19 protein-coding genes are annotated in these 17,369 nt (G+C 45.7%); 4 read left to right on the top strand and 15 right to left on the bottom strand.

The window, feature by feature from the left end:
• Positions 1 to 16 precede the first annotated feature (16 nt).
• The 5 genes from BGM23_RS05760 to BGM23_RS05740 all read right to left on the bottom strand — a co-directional run bounded on the left by BGM23_RS05760 (position 17) and on the right by BGM23_RS05740 (position 5,545).
• Entirely contained in the window at positions 17 to 1,636 is a 1,620-nt protein-coding gene (locus tag BGM23_RS05760) for a (2,3-dihydroxybenzoyl)adenylate synthase (protein WP_029725883.1), read from the bottom strand.
• Positions 1,637 to 1,664: 28 nt separating this feature from the next.
• The gene (dhbC, locus tag BGM23_RS05755; RefSeq protein ID WP_003243699.1) at positions 1,665 to 2,861 is read right to left on the bottom strand and encodes an isochorismate synthase DhbC; all 1,197 of its coding nucleotides are present in this window, start codon (positions 2,859 to 2,861) and stop codon (positions 1,665 to 1,667) included.
• 25 nt (positions 2,862 to 2,886) lie between these two features.
• Entirely contained in the window at positions 2,887 to 3,672 is a 786-nt protein-coding gene (locus BGM23_RS05750) for a 2,3-dihydro-2,3-dihydroxybenzoate dehydrogenase (RefSeq protein WP_014480725.1), read from the bottom strand.
• 193 nt (positions 3,673 to 3,865) lie between these two features.
• Positions 3,866 to 4,735, bottom strand: coding sequence for a ferri-bacillibactin esterase BesA (gene besA / locus BGM23_RS05745; protein WP_029725884.1), 870 nt, complete (start codon positions 4,733 to 4,735; stop codon positions 3,866 to 3,868).
• 213 nt (positions 4,736 to 4,948) lie between these two features.
• Positions 4,949 to 5,545: a sulfite oxidase-like oxidoreductase gene (locus BGM23_RS05740; RefSeq protein WP_003228739.1), complete on the bottom strand. Its 597-nt coding sequence runs from the start codon at positions 5,543 to 5,545 to the stop codon at positions 4,949 to 4,951.
• A gap of 100 nt (positions 5,546 to 5,645) precedes the next feature.
• Here BGM23_RS05740 and BGM23_RS05735 point away from each other — a divergent pair, with 100 nt between their 5' ends.
• Positions 5,646 to 6,248 (top strand): biotin transporter BioY, encoded by a 603-nt coding sequence (locus tag BGM23_RS05735; protein ID WP_003228737.1) that lies wholly within the window; start codon positions 5,646 to 5,648, stop codon positions 6,246 to 6,248.
• Between the two features lie 69 nt (positions 6,249 to 6,317).
• Here the strand turns inward: BGM23_RS05735 and BGM23_RS05730 are convergent, their stop codons facing one another.
• Positions 6,318 to 7,646 (bottom strand): Na+/H+ antiporter family protein, encoded by a 1,329-nt coding sequence (locus BGM23_RS05730; RefSeq protein ID WP_003228736.1) that lies wholly within the window; start codon positions 7,644 to 7,646, stop codon positions 6,318 to 6,320.
• A gap of 146 nt (positions 7,647 to 7,792) precedes the next feature.
• Positions 7,793 to 9,295 (bottom strand): leucyl aminopeptidase, encoded by a 1,503-nt coding sequence (locus BGM23_RS05725; protein WP_046663928.1) that lies wholly within the window; start codon positions 9,293 to 9,295, stop codon positions 7,793 to 7,795.
• A gap of 157 nt (positions 9,296 to 9,452) precedes the next feature.
• Here BGM23_RS05725 and BGM23_RS05720 point away from each other — a divergent pair, with 157 nt between their 5' ends.
• Positions 9,453 to 9,929: a divergent PAP2 family protein gene (locus BGM23_RS05720; protein ID WP_003244337.1), complete on the top strand. Its 477-nt coding sequence runs from the start codon at positions 9,453 to 9,455 to the stop codon at positions 9,927 to 9,929.
• Between the two features lie 30 nt (positions 9,930 to 9,959).
• On the opposite strand, the gene spsC is transcribed toward BGM23_RS05720, so the two are convergent.
• The 4 genes from spsC to BGM23_RS05700 all read right to left on the bottom strand — a co-directional run bounded on the left by spsC (position 9,960) and on the right by BGM23_RS05700 (position 12,631).
• The gene (gene spsC, locus BGM23_RS05715; RefSeq protein WP_072692762.1) at positions 9,960 to 10,616 is read right to left on the bottom strand and encodes a stationary phase survival protein SpsC; all 657 of its coding nucleotides are present in this window, start codon (positions 10,614 to 10,616) and stop codon (positions 9,960 to 9,962) included.
• A 103-nt stretch (positions 10,617 to 10,719) separates the two neighbouring features.
• Positions 10,720 to 11,040 carry a YuiB family protein gene (locus BGM23_RS05710; RefSeq protein ID WP_003228728.1) on the bottom strand — a complete coding sequence of 107 codons (321 nt, stop codon included), beginning with the start codon at positions 11,038 to 11,040 and terminating at the stop codon, positions 10,720 to 10,722.
• Positions 11,041 to 11,093: 53 nt separating this feature from the next.
• Entirely contained in the window at positions 11,094 to 11,237 is a 144-nt protein-coding gene (locus BGM23_RS05705; protein ID WP_003243733.1) for a YuiA family protein, read from the bottom strand.
• Positions 11,238 to 11,410: 173 nt separating this feature from the next.
• Positions 11,411 to 12,631: an NAD(P)/FAD-dependent oxidoreductase gene (locus BGM23_RS05700; protein ID WP_010886605.1), complete on the bottom strand. Its 1,221-nt coding sequence runs from the start codon at positions 12,629 to 12,631 to the stop codon at positions 11,411 to 11,413.
• A 331-nt stretch (positions 12,632 to 12,962) separates the two neighbouring features.
• Between BGM23_RS05700 and yumC the strand changes: the two genes are divergently transcribed.
• On the top strand, positions 12,963 to 13,961 hold the full coding sequence (yumC, locus tag BGM23_RS05695; protein ID WP_003220618.1) for a ferredoxin--NADP reductase 2: 999 nt from the start codon (positions 12,963 to 12,965) through the stop codon (positions 13,959 to 13,961).
• Between the two features lie 36 nt (positions 13,962 to 13,997).
• Here yumC and BGM23_RS05690 read toward each other — a convergent pair whose 3' ends face one another.
• Entirely contained in the window at positions 13,998 to 14,138 is a 141-nt protein-coding gene (locus BGM23_RS05690) for a hypothetical protein (RefSeq protein WP_003228723.1), read from the bottom strand.
• Between the two features lie 278 nt (positions 14,139 to 14,416).
• Here BGM23_RS05690 and guaC point away from each other — a divergent pair, with 278 nt between their 5' ends.
• Positions 14,417 to 15,397: a GMP reductase gene (gene guaC / locus BGM23_RS05685; RefSeq protein WP_029725886.1), complete on the top strand. Its 981-nt coding sequence runs from the start codon at positions 14,417 to 14,419 to the stop codon at positions 15,395 to 15,397.
• A gap of 73 nt (positions 15,398 to 15,470) precedes the next feature.
• Here guaC and paiB read toward each other — a convergent pair whose 3' ends face one another.
• From paiB to BGM23_RS05670, 3 genes are all read right to left on the bottom strand, one after another.
• The gene (gene paiB / locus BGM23_RS05680; RefSeq protein WP_014480733.1) at positions 15,471 to 16,094 is read right to left on the bottom strand and encodes a protease synthase/sporulation negative transcriptional regulator PaiB; all 624 of its coding nucleotides are present in this window, start codon (positions 16,092 to 16,094) and stop codon (positions 15,471 to 15,473) included.
• 23 nt (positions 16,095 to 16,117) lie between these two features.
• A complete protein-coding gene (gene paiA / locus BGM23_RS05675) occupies positions 16,118 to 16,636 on the bottom strand; it encodes a spermidine/spermine N(1)-acetyltransferase (protein WP_029318471.1) in 519 nt (172 codons plus the stop codon).
• Between the two features lie 339 nt (positions 16,637 to 16,975).
• Complete coding sequence (locus BGM23_RS05670; protein WP_003244166.1) at positions 16,976 to 17,338, bottom strand: HesB/IscA family protein; 363 nt, start codon at positions 17,336 to 17,338, stop codon at positions 16,976 to 16,978.
• Positions 17,339 to 17,369 lie beyond the last annotated feature (31 nt).

The raw sequence follows: 17,369 nt of genomic DNA, 5'->3' as shown, positions 1-17,369 counted from the left end.
CTCTCAAATTGTTGTTTTATTTTTTTAATCCTGCAAGAAGCTTCTCGGAAATGGCTTCACGGAGCGCTTTTTTGCTGACTTTTCCTACTCCTGTCTGCGGGAAGGATTCGACAAATTCAACTCGATCAGGGATTTTATATGCCGCCAGTCCGCGCTCTCTCAAAAATGCTTTAAGCTCTGCGGCTTTTGGGGCTTCATCCCGGGGAATAATGAACACACAAGATCTCTCGCCAAGAAATTGATCAGGCATGGAGACCATTGCCGCATCATGGACAGCCGGATGCGCCAGCAGATGATTTTCCACCTCTTCAGCCGCAACCTTTTCTCCTCCACGGTTAATTTGATCCTTCGCCCGGCCTTCAACGACAATATACCCGTCTCGTGTCAGCCTGACGATATCACCCGTACGGTAAAAACCGTCCTCAGTAAATGAAGCGGCGTTATGCTCTTCTGCCTTATAGTAACCTCGAATTGTATACGGTCCCCGCGTCAGCAGATGGCCTGTTTCACCAGGTTTTACGTCGCGATCATGGTCATCCCAAACACGCACTTCATCATATGGGGACATCGGTTTTCCTTGGGTGTTGACAATGATCTCCTCAGGATCATCCAATCTCGTATAATTGACGAGACCCTCTGCCATTCCGAACACCTGCTGCAGCGTGCAGCCGAAAACAGCTTTTACTCTGCGCGCGGCTTCAGCACTAAACTTGGCACCGCCGACCTGCAGCACTTGAAGGCTGGACAAATCATCACGGCGTGAGGATGCCGCATCCATCCATACCATCGCAAGAGGCGGAACAAGAGCGGTTATCGTGACCTTTTCCCGTTCAATTAAAGGAAATGCGTCATCTGGACTTGGAGAAGGAGATAATACCACTCTTCCTCCAGCGTATAATACGCCGAGAACGCCAGGTGAGCTCAGCGGATAATTGTGTGCCATTGGCAGCGCGGCCAAGTACACCGTGCTGTGGTCGAGCCAGCAGACCTCCACACTCCGCTTCAGGCTGTATATGTAGTCATCGTGGGTCCTCGGAATCAGTTTCGATAGCCCGGTGCTCCCGCCAGAAAGCTGGAGGAACGCCACATCCGATGATTTGACTTCAGGCAGTTTTACAGGTTCTGCATGCAAATCCTCCAGCGGTAAAAATTCCTCTGCCTCACCTGCGACAATGATGTTTTTCAAAGTCGGCAGCTTGCTTTGAACCTGTCTGGCAAGCGAACGGTAGTCAAAACCGGAATAAGCGTCGGGAATGATATATGCAGCCGCTTCAGCAAACTCGCAAAAATATGTAATTTCACTGCTTCGATGAGAAGGCAGTGCGAAGACTGGAAGCGCCCCCAGACGGAATAGCGCGAAAATGACTTCAAAAAACTCTTTGATATTTGGCAGCTGCACCACAACACGATCCATCTGTTGAATGCCGAGCTTTTGAAATCCGGCAGCCAGGCGATCAGCTCTTGTGTCAAGCTCTCGATAGCTCCAATGGGTGTTTCCGCATGTAATGGCAATGCGATCACCATATTTGGCTGCCCGGTCCCTTAACAAATCTCCAAACGTCTCACCGGCCCAGCAGCCGTTCTTTCGATAGGTCTCAGCTAACTCATCAGGCCAAGGCGTAAATCCTTTCAGCATGTTGTATCCCTCCAGCAATTCATTCTGTTCATATGTGATCCACGCCCATTGCCCGCAGCATTGTCCGAAACTTTGCGGACGTCTCCTGAAGCTCGTCCTCGGGCTTTGAACCGGCCACAACACCAGCTCCAGCATACAGGCGGAGTGAGCGTTCTTCTGCTTCTGCACAACGGATGGTCACGATCCATTCTCCGTCACCGGCATCGTCACACCATCCGACCATGCCGGTAAAGAAACCGCGGTCAAATGGTTCAATGCTGAGAATCGCTTCTCTTGCAAGATCAGTCGGTGTTCCGCAGACTGCTGGCGTCGGGTGGAGAGCCGCTGCCAATTCAAGTGCGGTTACAGACGGGTCGGAAAGCTCTCCCTTAATCACGCTGGACAGGTGCCACATCGTTTCCGTTTTGATCAGTGAAGGCTTCTCCGGAACCTCCAGCGTCCGGCAGAAAGGTCTCAGCGCTGCCGCAACCGCGTCAGCGACAACCGCGTGCTCATGAAGATCCTTTGCGGAAGAAAGCAATTCAGCTGCCCGGCGCTGGTCTTCAACAGGATCATTACTGCGCGGCCTTGAGCCGGCTAATGGGTTGGAAACGACCTGTGTTCCCATCCTTGAAACGAGAAGCTCCGGACTTGCTCCGAGCAATGTTCGGCGGGGAGACGTTTCCTCCTGACTGGACACGTCTGCGGCAAACGTGTAGCCATGCGAGTTATGCTGAGCCAGATGGCGAAGCAATTCATCCGTCTGAATCGGTTCAGGCGATGTCAAATGCAGCGACCTGGACAGAACGATTTTGCTGAGTGTTCCATCGGCAATGCGTGCCAGCCCTTGTTCAACACCATTTTTATAATCCTCAGGTTCAGGAACAGGCTTTATGTGATATGTATGCCCAGCCTGCTGTTCCTTTTCCTCATGATCAAATTGAAGCGGTCCTGACCAGCGCACTTCTTCAGGTACAACGAGCCGCGCTGCTTTTACTTGATCAAAAGGAACGGCCCCGACAACAAGCGGCCGGCTTTGCCCTGATTGTTTTGCCTGACGTAACGCCTCTGCAATTCGGCCAGAAAGGGTTTCCATTTGGTTTTGCCCGTCTGCCTCCGGTACGATTTCACATATGCCTTTCGCTAACAGTACACGATGAGGAGACGCTAAGAAAAAGGCGCCCGGCTGATATTCATGAAGCAAATGCTCCGCTTTTGTTTCTGTTATAACGTTTTGATCCAACATTCTCATGAACCTCCTTTAAATTCAGTTACACGCCTAAGGTCGCGCCGCCATCTACGCATAAATTATGCATCGTAATATGCCCTGCCTGGCCAGAAACCAAAAAGAGCACCGCATCCGCAATATCCGAAGGCTTGGCTAGTTTTTTGAGCGGGATCCCTGTTTTAAATGTCTCAAGTGATCCTTTTATGACTTGCTCCGCTCCATTCTCGTCGGCCCATAATGACCACTGCATGTCTGTTTCCGTTGATCCGGGAGATACAATGTTGCAGCGAATATTGTATTCTGCAAGCTCAAGGCCAAGGCATTTCGTAAACATCACAGCCGCAGCCTTTGAGGACGCATATGCCGCCATAGATGTTCTTGGTACACCGGCAGCATTCGATCCGACTGTTACAATCGAACCCGATCTTCGGTCCATCATATATTTGCTGACTGAACGCGAGGCGTTAAATACGCCAGTCGAATTCACTGAGAACGTCGCCTCCCATTCCTCATCGCTAAGCGAATGGATCAGTCCCGGGCGAAGGACACCCGCTACATTCACTAAAATATCAATCGGCCCCATTTCACGTTCGATGCGCGCCGTGATCTCATCAATCGCCGCGCTGTCTCTCACATCCGCAGGAAAAGCTTCTGCATGGCGGCCTTCTGCTTTGAGGCTGCTCACAACCTTTTCCAGCTTTTCAGGATTATAATCAACCGCCGCAATATGTGCGCCTTGACTAGCAAGCGTCCGCGCAACAGCTTCGCCTATTCCTTGGGCAGCCCCTGTTATAAAAGCAATTTTTCCCTCTATACTCTTTGCATTCATATCATCAATTCCTTTCTTCGCTCTAAATGCCGAACAGACATCCAGCGAAAAAGACTGCTGCGCCTTGAAAAACGCAATCTATTGATAATGATTATCATTATCAATTATAAAAATAATCATATCCAAATGTCATGTGACAGTCAAATATAATTTCAGTGACAAATATTTTTTTAAAGGCAAGGCTGAGTATGTCTCAGCCCATTGATAGATGCGGTCCGTCAGGGTGAAGCGCAAAACGCAGCGCCCTGCTGACCAAAACAGGAAGAACTGAAATATGTCCTTCTCCTGAAAACTCGCAAAATTCTGCCCGTATGCCTTGTTCAGATAAAACGGCCAGCCGCTCATAAAGCTCCCTTGCATTATCATTCATCCGGCTTTTATGATGCTGCTCTAATTCTCCTGCGGCAAGCAGGATATTGATAGGCTGATTGTTTTTCTTGGTGAGAGAGACGAAATGGTCCGTTTTCTCGAGAATAAACGGTTTATTCCAATGAATGGACGGACTTCCTGCGATATACGTTTGAAACGCATCGGGCTTTGTTAGCAGCACCTGCAGCACGAAAAGCCCTCCGAGCGAATGGCCAAAGATTGTTTGTCTTTTTTTATCAATCTGGTAATCTCGTTCTATCTCCGGTTTTAAATCCTCTTCAATAAATCTGAAAAAGCCCTCCGCTCCGCCATGCTCCGGCCATTCTCTGCCGTCGGGCCTTTCCGGCAGCTTCGATTGGGCTGTTGGCATTGTAAAATCCCGGTGGCGTGCTGAAGAGAACGGCTCCGCTGTCTCATAGCCAATGCCGACGATCACTGCAGGGATCACCCCGGTTTTTTCGGGTCGGCGTCCCTGTATTCGAACGGCTTCCGTCATCGTTCCGAAGACAGAATTGGCATCCAGCAGATAAATCACAGGATAACCAGTGGGTGGCGGCGGCGTACTAGGTTTCGAGATAAAAATGTGATAGGTACGGTTTTCATTGCGTGAAGACATCATACGCACTTCCGTACCAGGAATCGTAAATGCGTTTGATGTCCCGCTATTTGTCCGGTCTGTTGTTTGCTCTTTCATGCAGTACGACATTCCTCTCCTTAAACTAAACCGCAATGTATGATAATGATTTTCACTATCAACTAGACACCTCAAATAATAGGTTTTCTTCCAAAGAAAGTCAACTTTTTCCCGAATAAAAAAGGCACCTTGATCAAATAAGGTACCTGCAGACTATCAATATGGAAGTAAAAACCTAATAAAGATGCGGATTGTCCTATTTGAAATAGAACCTTAATCCCATGTAAACCTTTGATTTTGCCAAGGGTCGCCTCTCATGTGATAGCCATTCCGCTCCCAAAAGCCAGGGTGATTTTCTTTCGTAAATTGGATGCCGCGCAGCCACTTGGCGCTTTTCCAAAAATACAGATGCGGAAATACACCCCGCAGCGGAAAGCCGTGTTCAGGGGTTAAAGGTTCGCCATTATGCGCATAAGCCAGAAGGGAAGTTTCCGCTAAGAAATCATCAAGCGGCAGATTGGTCGTCCAGCCCTCTTCAGCATGTAAAATGACGTAGCCCGCTTCTTCTTTTACACCCGCTTTTTCCGCTATATCACAAGCCCGCACGCCTTGCCACACATTATCAAGCCTTGACCATCCCGTGACGCAATGAATGTCGTTTTTCGATTCATACCGTGGAAAGGCTTTGACATCTTCAAAGCTTAGCAGCATCGGATGGTCAACCAAACCGTATACTTGAAGATTCCATTTCGTCATATCTTCGTAATATGGGACATCTCCGGTATGAAGCACAGGAAATGAAGTGGTGACGTTTTGATTTGGCGGCACTCTTCCAGATTGATCGGACTGTCTTGTTTTTCCGAAATACATATGGGCCTCCTTTTTGTTAACCTAATTTAAAATCATGTTGACAATCTTTTTGTTCTTTATTACTCTATGATTGTGTATGTCAACCTAAGGGGGAACAACGATGAAACAACGTAAACTTCGTGCGGGAGATATGGCGCTGATTGGCATGTTCGCCGCACTTATGGCTGTCGGGGCCAACATTACATCAGTAGCACCCTTTTTACAAGTAGCCGGCATTCCGCTTTCGATGCAGCCGTTTTTCTGTCTCTTGGCAGCTTTGCTTCTTGGCAGCAAACGGGCAGCGATTGCCATGATTGTATATGCACTTGTGGGATTGGCCGGAGCGCCTGTGTTTGCTCAATTTTCAGCAGGCTTCGCACCGTTTGCAGGGAAAAGCGGCGGGTTTATTATCTCATACATTCCGGCAGCATTTGCAGCGGGATGGTTTTTAGAACGAAACATTCAGCCAAGTAAAATTCGATTTCTCATTGCTTCACTTATCGGAACGGCGATCATGTATCTCATCGGCACTACCTATATGTATCTTGCACTGAAGCTGTGGATTCATACGCCAGTGAGCTACGGCACGGCTTGGGGCTTTATGATTTGGTTTATGGTAAAAGATACAGCGCTGGCTGTGATACTGTCGTTTATCGCACCAGCAATCTACCGCTCTATTCATAAAGCAACCGGCTTTAACAGAAATCACATATCATCTACGTAAAAACCGTTCTATTGGACGGTTTTTTTATCATAACGAGAAAAGGCTCCCCAGTAAAGGGGAGCCTTTTTCCTATAAAACAAGCGCTGCAATCCAGCCAAAGATGACAAGCGGAATATTATAAAATATAAATGTCGGCACACAAGTATCCCAAATGTGGTGATGCTGGCCGTCCGCACTCAAACCTGAAGTCGGCCCAAGCGTACTGTCACTGGCAGGTGAACCGGCATCGCCGAGGGCAGCAGCAGCTCCGATAATCGCAATCGTTGCCATCGGGCTGAATCCTAGCTGCATGCATAGAGGCACGAAGATGGTTGTGATAACAGGAATCGTCGCAAAAGAAGATCCGATCCCCATTGTAATTAATAAGCCGACAATGAGCATCAGCAATGCGCCCAAGGACTGACTGTGTCCGATAAAACCAGCTGACGTTTTGACCAGTGACTCGACATCCCCGGTTTTCGTCAATACGTTCGAAAATCCGGCTGCAACAAGCATGACAAAGCCGATAAAGGCCATTAAAACCATTCCATCAGTAATCAGTGAGTCCGCTTCATCACGCTTCATCACACCGCTGACAAACAGAACAATCAGACCAGCGAGCGCCCCCATAATCATTCCTTCTACTCCCAAAGTCTGAGATAAGTAAAGCTGGACGCCGAGTGACACAACAATGGCTAGAACCGCGATACCAATGCTTTTTCTCGTATATGGCGATGCTTCTGCACCTGAAATGTCTTTTGTTTCATATTGTTTCGGTTTACGGTATACGATCACTGATAAAATAAGACCGACAACCATACCTGCAACTGGAATAATCAGTGCGTACGGAATATCAGCAAGCGGAACGTTTAACCCGGCATCCGCCATATTGTCCTTCAGCATGCCTTGGAAGATTTGGCCGAAACCCACCGGAAGCAAAATATAAGGAGCCGTTAAGCCAAATGTAATTACACACGCGATCAGACGGCGGTCCATTTCAAGTTCATTAAAGATTTTCAAAAGCGGCGGAATCAGCACCGGGATAAACGCGATGTGAACCGGAACGACGTTTTGCGAAAAACAAGATACAATTAAAATAATCAGCACAATCAGCACCTTAGACAGTGCTTTTTTTCGAGAATCTTCTTTATTTCCGATTAATTTAACGGAGGCTTCCACCATTGCGTCCGGAAGACCCGTTTTCGTCAAAGCGGCGGCAAACGCGCCAAGCATGGCATAGCTAACTGCAACGGTGGCATTTCCGCCGAGACCGTCTGTGAAAGCTTTAACCGTTTCGCCAAGACCGAGCCCGCCTGTTAACCCGCCGGCCAAGGCGCCTATAATTAATGCGATAACAATATTGACACGCAGCAGGCTTAATACAAGCATAAGCAGGACTGCGATGACGACTGCATTCATGATGATACCCCTCCAAAAATCCTTTAGTTTGCTAATGTAGTAGATAAATAAAGTACGAACGTATCGTATCATAACCGATCCACTTTAGTCAACTAAAGATTTCGGAAGAAAAAATCCCTGCCGCATCATACAGCAGGGATTTTTCATTACTCGTTTTTATCTTCTTCCAATGTAAATCGCTCCGCAAGTGTAGCCAGTGTTCTTGCCATAACGCCAGTAGCCCCGGCCGGCCCGAAGCAGGTTGCTTTATTGGCAGTCGCTGTTCCTGCAATATCAAGGTGAACCCAAGGTGTTGACTCAGCGAATTCACCAAGAAACGTTCCTGCCATAATCGCATGTCCCTCGCATCCCGGTGAATTGTTGAGATCCGCCATTTGGCTGCTTTTCACGCGTTTTTTATCCTTCTCTGTTATCGGCAGCTGCCAGATCGCCTCGCCGCACTCTTGTGCAGCATCAGCTACCTGCTGGTAAAAGCTTTGATCATTTGTCATTGCACCGGTTGTTTCTGTTCCTAATGCCACAACGACGCCGCCGGTAAGCGTAGCTACATCGACAAGAACTGACGCGCCATGCTGTTTCGCGTATGTAATGCCATCTGCAAGCACTAGCCTTCCTTCAGCATCCGTATTAAGGATTTCTATTGTTTTTCCGCTTAAAGATACGATCACGTCATCCGGCTTCATGGCCCCGCCGGAGATCATATTATCGGTTGATGGAATAACGCACAGCACGTTTTGCTCAGGACGAAGCTCTCCGATCGTTTCCATAGCCCCGAGAACCGCAGCTGCTCCTCCCATATCTGATTTCATGCCGACAATTCCAGATTTCGTTTTAATGGAGTAGCCGCCTGTGTCAAAGGTAATTCCTTTCCCGACTAGTCCGACGACGTCTTCCCATTCCTTTTTGCCCTGATATTTCAACACAATCATTTTCGGCGGTTCGGTGGAGCCTTGGTTTACCGCAAGTATTCCGCCCATACCGAGCTCTTCCATCTCTGATTTCTCCAATATCTCACACTCAAAATCATATTTCGCCGCAAGCTCTTCAGCATACGAAGCGAGGTCAGTCGCTGTCAGCATGTTTCCCGGCATATTCACAAGCGTTCTAGCCGAATTTGTCCCTTGTCCGTATGCCTGGCCGACGCGAAGCCCTGCCTGCACTTCCTGTGTATCTTCATCTGTTACAACATACACGGCTTCAATTTGTTTGTCAGGCTCATTTGATTTGTGCTTATAATCCTGCACCTCATAGGAAGCAAGCAGGCAGCTCTCAGCTAAAGCATGAGCGGCATCGGCTGGAGGCACGTCTTCCGAAATAAACGTATCAAGCAGGACAGCAGTTTCTTGTTTTCGATCTTTATGAATGGCTTGAAAAACATGAGCAAAACGTTCCTTCGCCTGTTCAAACGAATAATTTGCTTCTCTCCCCAGGCCAACGAAATAAATCCGTTTCATACCCGCAGAAGATGGAGGGAATACTTTTGATACTTGATTCGGTTTCGCAGAGACATCACCCTCTTTTAAAAGCTGTGTCAGATGGCCTTCGAGCATTTCATCAATTTCCAGCGCTTTTCCTGTCAGCTGGCTTTTTTGAAAAAGCCCGACCACAAGGGTTTCTGTATGCTCTGATTGTTGAACCGCATAAAACATGAGGCTTACACTCCTAACGTAATGGGTATTTGAAATGAACAATGGTATAATAGGAAAAACATTCTTTCCACTATACTTATTTTAACAAACAACAGTCTAAGACTTGCTTTTTTCTTTTGAAACACGAAGGATTTTTCAAATAGAAAGGATGTCGCCGATGGAACTTTTAACGAATTTTCCTTTATTATCAAGCCTGGCCGCAATTATTTTTGCTCAGGTCATCAAAGTGCCCATACAGTTTATCGTGTCCAGAAAACTGGACTGGTCGCTGGTCACAAGCACAGGCGGCATGCCCAGCTCTCACTCCGCAGCGGTCACTGCACTTTCAACAGGCGTAGCCTTGGAGCATGGATTAGACTCCTCACTCTTTGCGGTTTCCGCCATTTTCGCCGTCATAACCATGTTTGACGCAACTGGCGTCAGACGTCACGCCGGTGAGCAGGCAACAGTCATTAATAAGCTTGTTATTGATTTTAACCGTTTCGTAAATGAAGCGAAGGACTTCCCTAAGGCTGCAGAGAAAGAAAAGCAAAAAAAGCTGAAAGAGCTTCTCGGACATCAGCCGATCGAAGTCTTTTTCGGAGGATTAACAGGTATTTTACTGACATTGGTACTCGCTTACTTTTTCATGTAAAAAAAACGCTCCTGCTTTCGCTGGAGCGTTTTATTCTTTCACAGTTTTATATTGATTTCTGAACACTTGCAAAGATTTTGTTTCATTGAGCTTCTCAAGCTCATCCTCGGTAATCTTTCCCATTCCCTTTTTAATCACATATACATCAAGGGTTTTTTTGCCCCATTCATTGTATACATCTTTGACTGTCTCAAAGTACAGATCAAGGCGGTTTCCCTTAATAGCTGATCCTGTGTCGGCCACAACTCCGAGACCGTAGTTCGGAATGAATAAAATTGTTCCGATCGGGAAAACGGACGGGTCAGCAGCAACCGTGGAATATAAATCCCGTTTCACTTTCACACCTGAATATGTAAGCCCGTATAATGGATCACCGGGATTTTTGCCCGTCGACTCAGCTCCTGCTGTGTAGCCTGTTGCTGTTACTCTTTGGACTGGATATTCATCCCAATCAAATGCCTCTTCTAACGGTTTTGTTTTATCCTCAGCCGCGGACGTGGTTTGTGTTTGTTTCTGCTGCAATGCTTTTAATGTCAGTCCTGCATGCTTCAAGTGCTTTTCCTGATGTTCCTGCACCCATTTTGACAAGTCCTTCGCTTCAATTCCTGACACTGATAAAAATGTCGTGCCAAATGCAAGCAGAAATAAACAGGTCATCAGCAAACGTCTGATCATATTCAACATCATTCACCTCTCCTCCGAATCATTGTTCCCAAGTGGAGAGAGCATTATTCAAAATGGTGAATGAGCTGAACGCATAAAAAAAGCTTTCTTTAGAAGAAAGCGGCATTTAAAACATTTGATATCCTCTTTTTCTGAGCATGTTGATCGCTATACCGGACACGATGGCGCCGGCCAAACCGCTGGCTAAAATCAGCACATCGGCAGCCGCTAATGATAAGACACGATGAAACAGACTGGCAAAGGATTCTCCCGGCGACTGGACATAGCTGATCAGCTTTTCTTTGCTGATAATGAAAAGGCATACAATCGGATAAATCACAGCCATAATCCAAGACATTCTCAGCAGCATGTTTAATAAGAAACCGATTCCAAAAAACAAGACAAAAAACAAAACAATTGAGATGATTACGACTGGCAGACTAATCAACCTATTCCACCCCCCTGCGTTGTTTTTAGTGTAACGCGGGGGCTGAAATAAAGTCAACGGCTGGAAAAAGAATGACTGTCTTTTCCTGTCCCCTGGCAAGACGGACAAGTCTCTGAACCGCCGAGAATCAATTGAAAATATCCTTTCCCTGAACAAAATGGGCATGCATGTGAAGCGGTTGTCGTTGCAGTTTTCATCTAATCATCACCCTTTTTTCTCAATTTTCTGATAATATACCATATCAAGCTGTCAACAATAAAGTCAGATCATGTGACAAATCTTTTGATGTAAGCGGAAACATACTTGTTTTCCTCTCGTTCTCTTTTTATTTTGGCGTTTTTTAATAAAGAAAACCCGCTTCCGCGGGTTTTTAGAAAAACTTGAACTTGCCTTTTTTCAATGTCAGTCCGAGTCCGCCAATCATAAACAGCGAGCGGTTATCAATGACTTTTTTCATAAACGAAGCGGGCGTGCCTTTCAGCTTTCTGCCATAAACAACCCCAACCGCGTTATGCTCGCCAAGAGAAGCCACTGTTCCCTTAATGTCCGGCTTGAATTCCTCAAGCTCTCCGCCTTTAATAAGCCTGCCAAGGTTTTTAGCGACCGTTATGCCCTGCTGCATTGCAATTTGCGCAGTAGGCGGATACGGACGCTCTGTATCTTCATTCATAAACAGCGAGCTGTCGCCGAGAATAAAGACATTGTCATGTCCCGGGGCGCGAAGATCAGGGTTGACTTTCACCCGGCCGCGCATATTTTCAAAACCGGCTTCCTCCACAATCGGATGGCCGCGGACACCTGCCGCCCAAACAACGGTTTGCGATTTGATCTGCTCTGGTTCCTCATCTTTTTTGCCGACTCTGACTCCTTCCGGGGTACATTCTTGTACAGCCGTGCCGATCTTGAACTCAACTCCGTTTTCCTCAAGATAATGTACGGCGTAATCAACAAGTTCCGGATCAAAGCCCGGCAAAACGGTCGGCGCTGCTTCCACACAAATGATGCGGACAAGGCTTCTGTCAACGTCATATTCCTTACAGAGCTCCGGCACGCGAGCAGCCAGTTCGCCAAGAAATTCAATTCCCGTAAATCCGGCACCGCCAACAACGATCGTTAACCTGTCCGGCCGTTTTTCCGCTTCCGTATTGTAAGTCGCAAACTGCAGCTCAATATGTTCCCGCAGCAGGCGCGACGTGTTGATGTTGGCAATCGGAAACGCATATTCTTTTAAGCCTTTAATGCCGAACGTTTCAGGCACGGCGCCGAGCCCGATGACTAAATAATCGTACTGCAGTTCTCCATTCGCAAGCACAACTTTTTTCTCATCAATTTTGATTGCCTTTACGGTATCCTGTACAAAATTCACCCGTGACTGGTTGATTACATCTTTTATCTGATAACGGCAGCGGTCATGATGGAGCGTACCCGCGCTCGCTTCATGCATCCATGTCGTTTCATAATGATAATTGTGTTTATTTACAAGCGTAATGTCAGCATCATTCGGCCCGACATACTTCGTCAGCCTTGTCACCGTCATCAATCCGCCATATCCTGCACCTAAAATCACGATTTTGGGCTTATTCAATGCCATCACATCCACCTTCTCTTTTTTTGCTTTTGTTAGACCCATAATAAAATCATCATTTGTGTTAGCTTCAGCTTATTGGCGGGATTTTATGAAATATATTGAAAAGTTTTTTGTGAAGTCCTTACCCGTAGCACTATTATCATGTTTATCCGGCTGGCCCAAGAAACATTCAGAAAAAGATCATTTCATTTGGTTATTATCGTAGCGGCCTGCGGAAATATTTTCAAGAACGGATGGGCACGTTAGATCCTTACGATTTTTTCTGCTGACTCGTCAATTTGAACGGCAATATGGTATAATTAATAACAATTTTCATTTAGGAGGCAATTTTCGTATGCGAGAGGATACAAAGGTTTATGATATTACAATTATAGGCGGGGGACCGGTCGGCTTATTCACCGCTTTTTACGGCGGGATGAGACAGGCAAGCGTCAAAATTATCGAAAGCCTGCCTCAGCTCGGCGGACAGCTTAGCGCCCTATACCCTGAGAAGTATATATATGATGTAGCGGGATTCCCGAAAATCCGTGCGCAAGAGCTTATCAATAACTTAAAAGAGCAAATGGCGAAATTCGACCAAACCATTTGTCTGGAGCAAGCGGTTGAATCTGTTGAGAAACAAGCGGACGGCGTGTTTAAGCTTGTAACAAATGAAGAAACCCACTACTCTAAAACGGTCATCATCACTGCAGGAAACGGCGCATTCAAACCGAGAAAGCTGGAACTTGAAAATGCCGAGCAGTATGAAGGCAAAAACCTCCATTACTTCGTTGATGATCTGCAAAAATTCGCCGGCAGACGCGTTGCGATCCTTGGCGGTGGAGATTCCGCGGTTGATTGGGCGCTTATGCTTGAGCCAATCGCAAAAGAAGTATCGATCATACACCGCCGCGACAAGTTCCGTGCGCACGAGCACAGTGTGGAAAACCTTCATGCGTCGAAGGTTAATGTCCTGACACCATTCGTCCCTGCGGAGCTGATCGGCGAAGACAAAATCGAACAGCTAGTGCTTGAAGAAGTGAAAGGCGACCGCAAAGAGATTTTAGAAATTGATGACTTAATCGTCAACTACGGTTTCGTTTCATCTCTTGGACCGATCAAAAACTGGGGCCTGGACATCGAGAAAAATTCCATTGTCGTGAAATCAACAATGGAAACAAATATCGAAGGCTTCTTTGCAGCAGGTGACATTTGTACATACGAAGGAAAAGTCAACCTGATTGCCAGCGGCTTCGGTGAGGCACCGACAGCAGTGAACAACGCCAAGGCTTACATGGACCCGAAAGCCCGCGTACAGCCTCTTCATTCAACAAGTCTTTTTGAAAATAAATAAAAAAAAGGAGCTTGTGTCTGCGACACAGCTCCTTTTTTATTTGAAGATATTTATATAATTCAATGCAGTTCCTACAACCAGCGCAATCACAAGGGCTGCGACTACCCAGATCATTGCCATAATAATGCGGTCCTGAATCTTTTGGGACTTCGGTGTTTTTTCTTCGTTTTGGGCCATCTTATTCGCTCCTTTCCTATGTCCATGCCATAAAGAAAGCCTGGTGCTGAACGACCAAGCTTTGCTGAACGTATATCATTCGCGTTTTGATCCGCTCTCTAAGACCATTCGTTAAAACTATGATACCTAAACTCACCCTGCATGACAAGCTTCGGCACTTGCACCACACCTGCCAGCAAATCATAATGTTTGACATCCTAAATAAAACAGAGTACATTATAGAAGGCGAACATTTCATATATTATACTTTTAAATATTCGTTTTTAGGAGTGAAAACCATGGAAAACGTATTTGATTACGAAGATATTCAGCTAATTCCTGCAAAATGCATTGTGAATAGCCGTTCAGAATGTGATACATCCGTACGTTTAGGCGGACGTACATTTAAATTGCCCGTCGTCCCTGCCAATATGCAGACGATTATAGATGAGAAGCTAGCGATTCAATTAGCCGAAAATGGCTACTTTTATGTCATGCACCGATTTGAGCCTGAGACACGAATTGATTTTATTAAAGATATGAACGCACGCGGGTTATTCTCTTCTATCAGCGTGGGCGTCAAAGATGAGGAGTATGAATTTGTCCGCCAGCTGGCAGAAGAAAATCTGACTCCTGAATACGTGACAATTGACATTGCTCACGGGCACTCAAATGCTGTCATTGAAATGATCCAGCACCTTAAAAAACATTTGCCGGACAGCTTTGTTATTGCTGGCAATGTCGGAACGCCGGAAGCGGTCAGAGAGCTTGAAAATGCGGGAGCGGATGCCACTAAAGTCGGCATCGGACCGGGAAAAGTATGTATTACGAAAATCAAAACCGGCTTCGGCACAGGCGGCTGGCAATTAGCGGCGCTGCGCTGGTGTGCCAAGGCTGCCAGCAAACCGATTATCGCGGATGGCGGCATCCGCACCCATGGCGACATCGCAAAATCAATCCGATTCGGCGCAACGATGGTCATGATCGGTTCACTATTTGCCGGACACGAAGAATCGCCAGGCCAAACGATCGAAAAAGACGGAAAGCTTTACAAGGAGTACTTCGGCTCAGCCTCTGAATTCCAAAAAGGCGAAAAGAAAAATGTCGAAGGCAAAAAAATGCACGTGGCGCATAAAGGCTCAATCAAGGATACACTGATTGAAATGGAGCAGGATCTTCAATCTTCTATTTCTTATGCAGGCGGAACAAAACTTGACGCCATCCGCAATGTGGATTATGTGATTGTGAAGAATTCCATTTTTAATGGGGATAAATATTAATCATAAAAAAACGCCAAGTCAGCGGTTCTCCGCTTGACTTGGCGTTTTCTGCTACTTCTTCAGCAAAGTAAGCTTATATTTGCTTTTTGAATTTATTTTCCATCAGTTCTGCCATTTGTTTTGCATTTGGATTTTCTTCATTTTGCAACTGTTCAATGATGTTCATATAATCCGTTTCATTTCGGTTCTGGCTTAATTTATATGCCGCTTGAATGTCTTCCACCTTAATCTTAAATCCAACGATACCTTTCAATTCACGTTCTAAGAGTTTTGGAGAAAGCTTATCCCATAAAACAGGATTGTCACGATGTTTTTCGTATTTCTCCAGCATGATTGTTAATTCTTCTGCTAATTCATCTTTCTCTAACATACTTGCTTTTCCATACATGTGGACAGCCTGATAATTCCACGTCGGAACATTTTCGCGCGAATACCAGGAAGAAGAAATATAAGCGTGCGGTCCCTGAAACATCACAAGCACATCTTCACAGGCTTCAAACGTTCTCCACTGAGGATTTCCATAAGCGAAATGCCCCGTAATATAGTAATGATCATCTTTTTTATTGAATCCTAACGGCAAATGTGTGGCAATTGGTTTTCCTTGTTCTGTTGTGACAACCGTACCAAAGGAGTTTTCTTGTACAAAATTCCAAATTTCTTCAGCATTTGTGACTTTAAAATATTTTGGAATATACATCATCATCCACCCTTCGAAAAATATTATATGAGTGTTTTAGCCATGATTAAATCCGTTTGTTCTTCATCACCCATATAAAAAGAGTGGGCGCCGGTCTGAACAAACCCCATTTTCTTATAAAAGGCAATGGCATTTTCATTTTTTTCCCACACACCTAGCCAAATGTTCGTTTTATTACGTTCCAGCGCAATTTCTATAGCTTTATTCAACAGATGTTTGCCAAGCCCATGTTTTTGAAAGCTGTTCTTTATATAAATTCTCTCGATTTCAAGTGATTCAGCACCCATTTCTTCAGACTGAGCATCATCGATATTGACCTTTACATATCCAGCGATTTCATGATCAAAGTAAATAAAAAAGAATTGCGAAGACATATTGGATAACTCTTTTTCCAGCTGCTCAGTGTTAAATGCGCTTTCTAAATAGGCTTTCATATTTTCAGGTGAGTTCTGTTCTTTAAAAGTGTCATTGAATGTTTCAATACTCAATTGTTGAAGTGTTTGTAAATCTTCCCGGCTGCATTTTTTCATTTTTACACTCATTGTTCGGATTCAGCCCCTTTATTTAAAATTCAATTGTCTTGTGTCCCTTTTTAATATATTTAAACACGGAACAGATACTGACCTTGTTACCATTCCAAAAATCTTCTTCATCATCAACTCCCTATCGTGATTTTGTTGTAAATGCAATAAAATATACTCCGCATTAAATATATCGTAACTTTGCTGTATTTACAACAAAAATCAAACAACAAAGCAGCGTTTCTCTTGCCGAAGTTCCCGGAACTCTCTGCATCATTTCCCCATAATAAAAACGCCTCCCTTAACGATGATTTATCGCTAAGAAAAGCGTCAGTAATAGTTGCTATCCGTTTTTAGTGCTTAGCACTCTTCAGGCTTGCCTGCATTCGTTGCTGTTCTGAACGAAGAACCGCAGCCGCATGAAGCGATGGCGTTTGGATTGTCGATGGTGAAGCCGCCGCCGAGCATGGATTGTTTATAATCAATCACGGTGCCGTTCATGATGTCAAGGCTTTCTTTGTCAACTAGAACAGTGATGCCGTGCTGATCAAACACACTGTCTGATTCACTCTTTTCATGCTCAAAGCCCATGCCGTAAGAAAGTCCGCTGCAGCCGCCGCCTTTGACGCCTACACGCAGAAACGCGTTTTCTTCTTCATGCTCTTTCATCATATCTTTTATATGCAAAGCTGCTGCTTCTGTAATTGTTACCGGGTTGCTCATCATTGTGAACCTCCTTTTAAAAACCGGTTGC

It is taken from the genome of Bacillus sp. FJAT-14266, from assembly GCF_001719225.1.
GTDB classification, from domain to species: Bacteria; Bacillota; Bacilli; order Bacillales; family Bacillaceae; genus Bacillus; species Bacillus subtilis.
The sequence above is the reverse complement of the archived record's forward strand: the minus strand, read 5'-3'. Positions and strand labels throughout refer to the sequence as shown.

Excerpts from the sequence above, each read along its gene's own strand:
- BGM23_RS05725 (WP_046663928.1), bottom strand. The coding sequence starts at position 9,295 with ATGTTTTATGCGGTTCAACAATCAGAGCATACAGAAACCCTTGTGGTC.
- dhbC (WP_003243699.1), bottom strand. The coding sequence starts at position 2,861 with ATGTTGGATCAAAACGTTATAACAGAAACAAAAGCGGAGCATTTGCTT.
- BGM23_RS05670 (WP_003244166.1), bottom strand. The coding sequence starts at position 17,338 with ATGAGCAACCCGGTAACAATTACAGAAGCAGCAGCTTTGCATATAAAA.
- BGM23_RS05705 (WP_003243733.1), bottom strand. The coding sequence starts at position 11,237 with ATGAAAACTGCAACGACAACCGCTTCACATGCATGCCCATTTTGTTCA.
- BGM23_RS05730 (WP_003228736.1), bottom strand. The coding sequence starts at position 7,646 with ATGAATGCAGTCGTCATCGCAGTCCTGCTTATGCTTGTATTAAGCCTG.
- yumC (WP_003220618.1), top strand. The coding sequence starts at position 12,963 with ATGCGAGAGGATACAAAGGTTTATGATATTACAATTATAGGCGGGGGA.
- BGM23_RS05720 (WP_003244337.1), top strand. The coding sequence starts at position 9,453 with ATGGAACTTTTAACGAATTTTCCTTTATTATCAAGCCTGGCCGCAATT.
- paiB (WP_014480733.1), bottom strand. The coding sequence starts at position 16,094 with ATGTATATTCCAAAATATTTTAAAGTCACAAATGCTGAAGAAATTTGG.
- BGM23_RS05735 (WP_003228737.1), top strand. The coding sequence starts at position 5,646 with ATGAAACAACGTAAACTTCGTGCGGGAGATATGGCGCTGATTGGCATG.
- BGM23_RS05740 (WP_003228739.1), bottom strand. The coding sequence starts at position 5,545 with ATGTATTTCGGAAAAACAAGACAGTCCGATCAATCTGGAAGAGTGCCG.
- besA (WP_029725884.1), bottom strand. The coding sequence starts at position 4,735 with ATGAAAGAGCAAACAACAGACCGGACAAATAGCGGGACATCAAACGCA.
- spsC (WP_072692762.1), bottom strand. The coding sequence starts at position 10,616 with ATGATGTTGAATATGATCAGACGTTTGCTGATGACCTGTTTATTTCTG.
- BGM23_RS05700 (WP_010886605.1), bottom strand. The coding sequence starts at position 12,631 with ATGGCATTGAATAAGCCCAAAATCGTGATTTTAGGTGCAGGATATGGC.
- BGM23_RS05690 (WP_003228723.1), bottom strand. The coding sequence starts at position 14,138 with ATGGCCCAAAACGAAGAAAAAACACCGAAGTCCCAAAAGATTCAGGAC.
- paiA (WP_029318471.1), bottom strand. The coding sequence starts at position 16,636 with ATGAGTGTAAAAATGAAAAAATGCAGCCGGGAAGATTTACAAACACTT.
- guaC (WP_029725886.1), top strand. The coding sequence starts at position 14,417 with ATGGAAAACGTATTTGATTACGAAGATATTCAGCTAATTCCTGCAAAA.
- BGM23_RS05750 (WP_014480725.1), bottom strand. The coding sequence starts at position 3,672 with ATGAATGCAAAGAGTATAGAGGGAAAAATTGCTTTTATAACAGGGGCT.
- BGM23_RS05760 (WP_029725883.1), bottom strand. The coding sequence starts at position 1,636 with ATGCTGAAAGGATTTACGCCTTGGCCTGATGAGTTAGCTGAGACCTAT.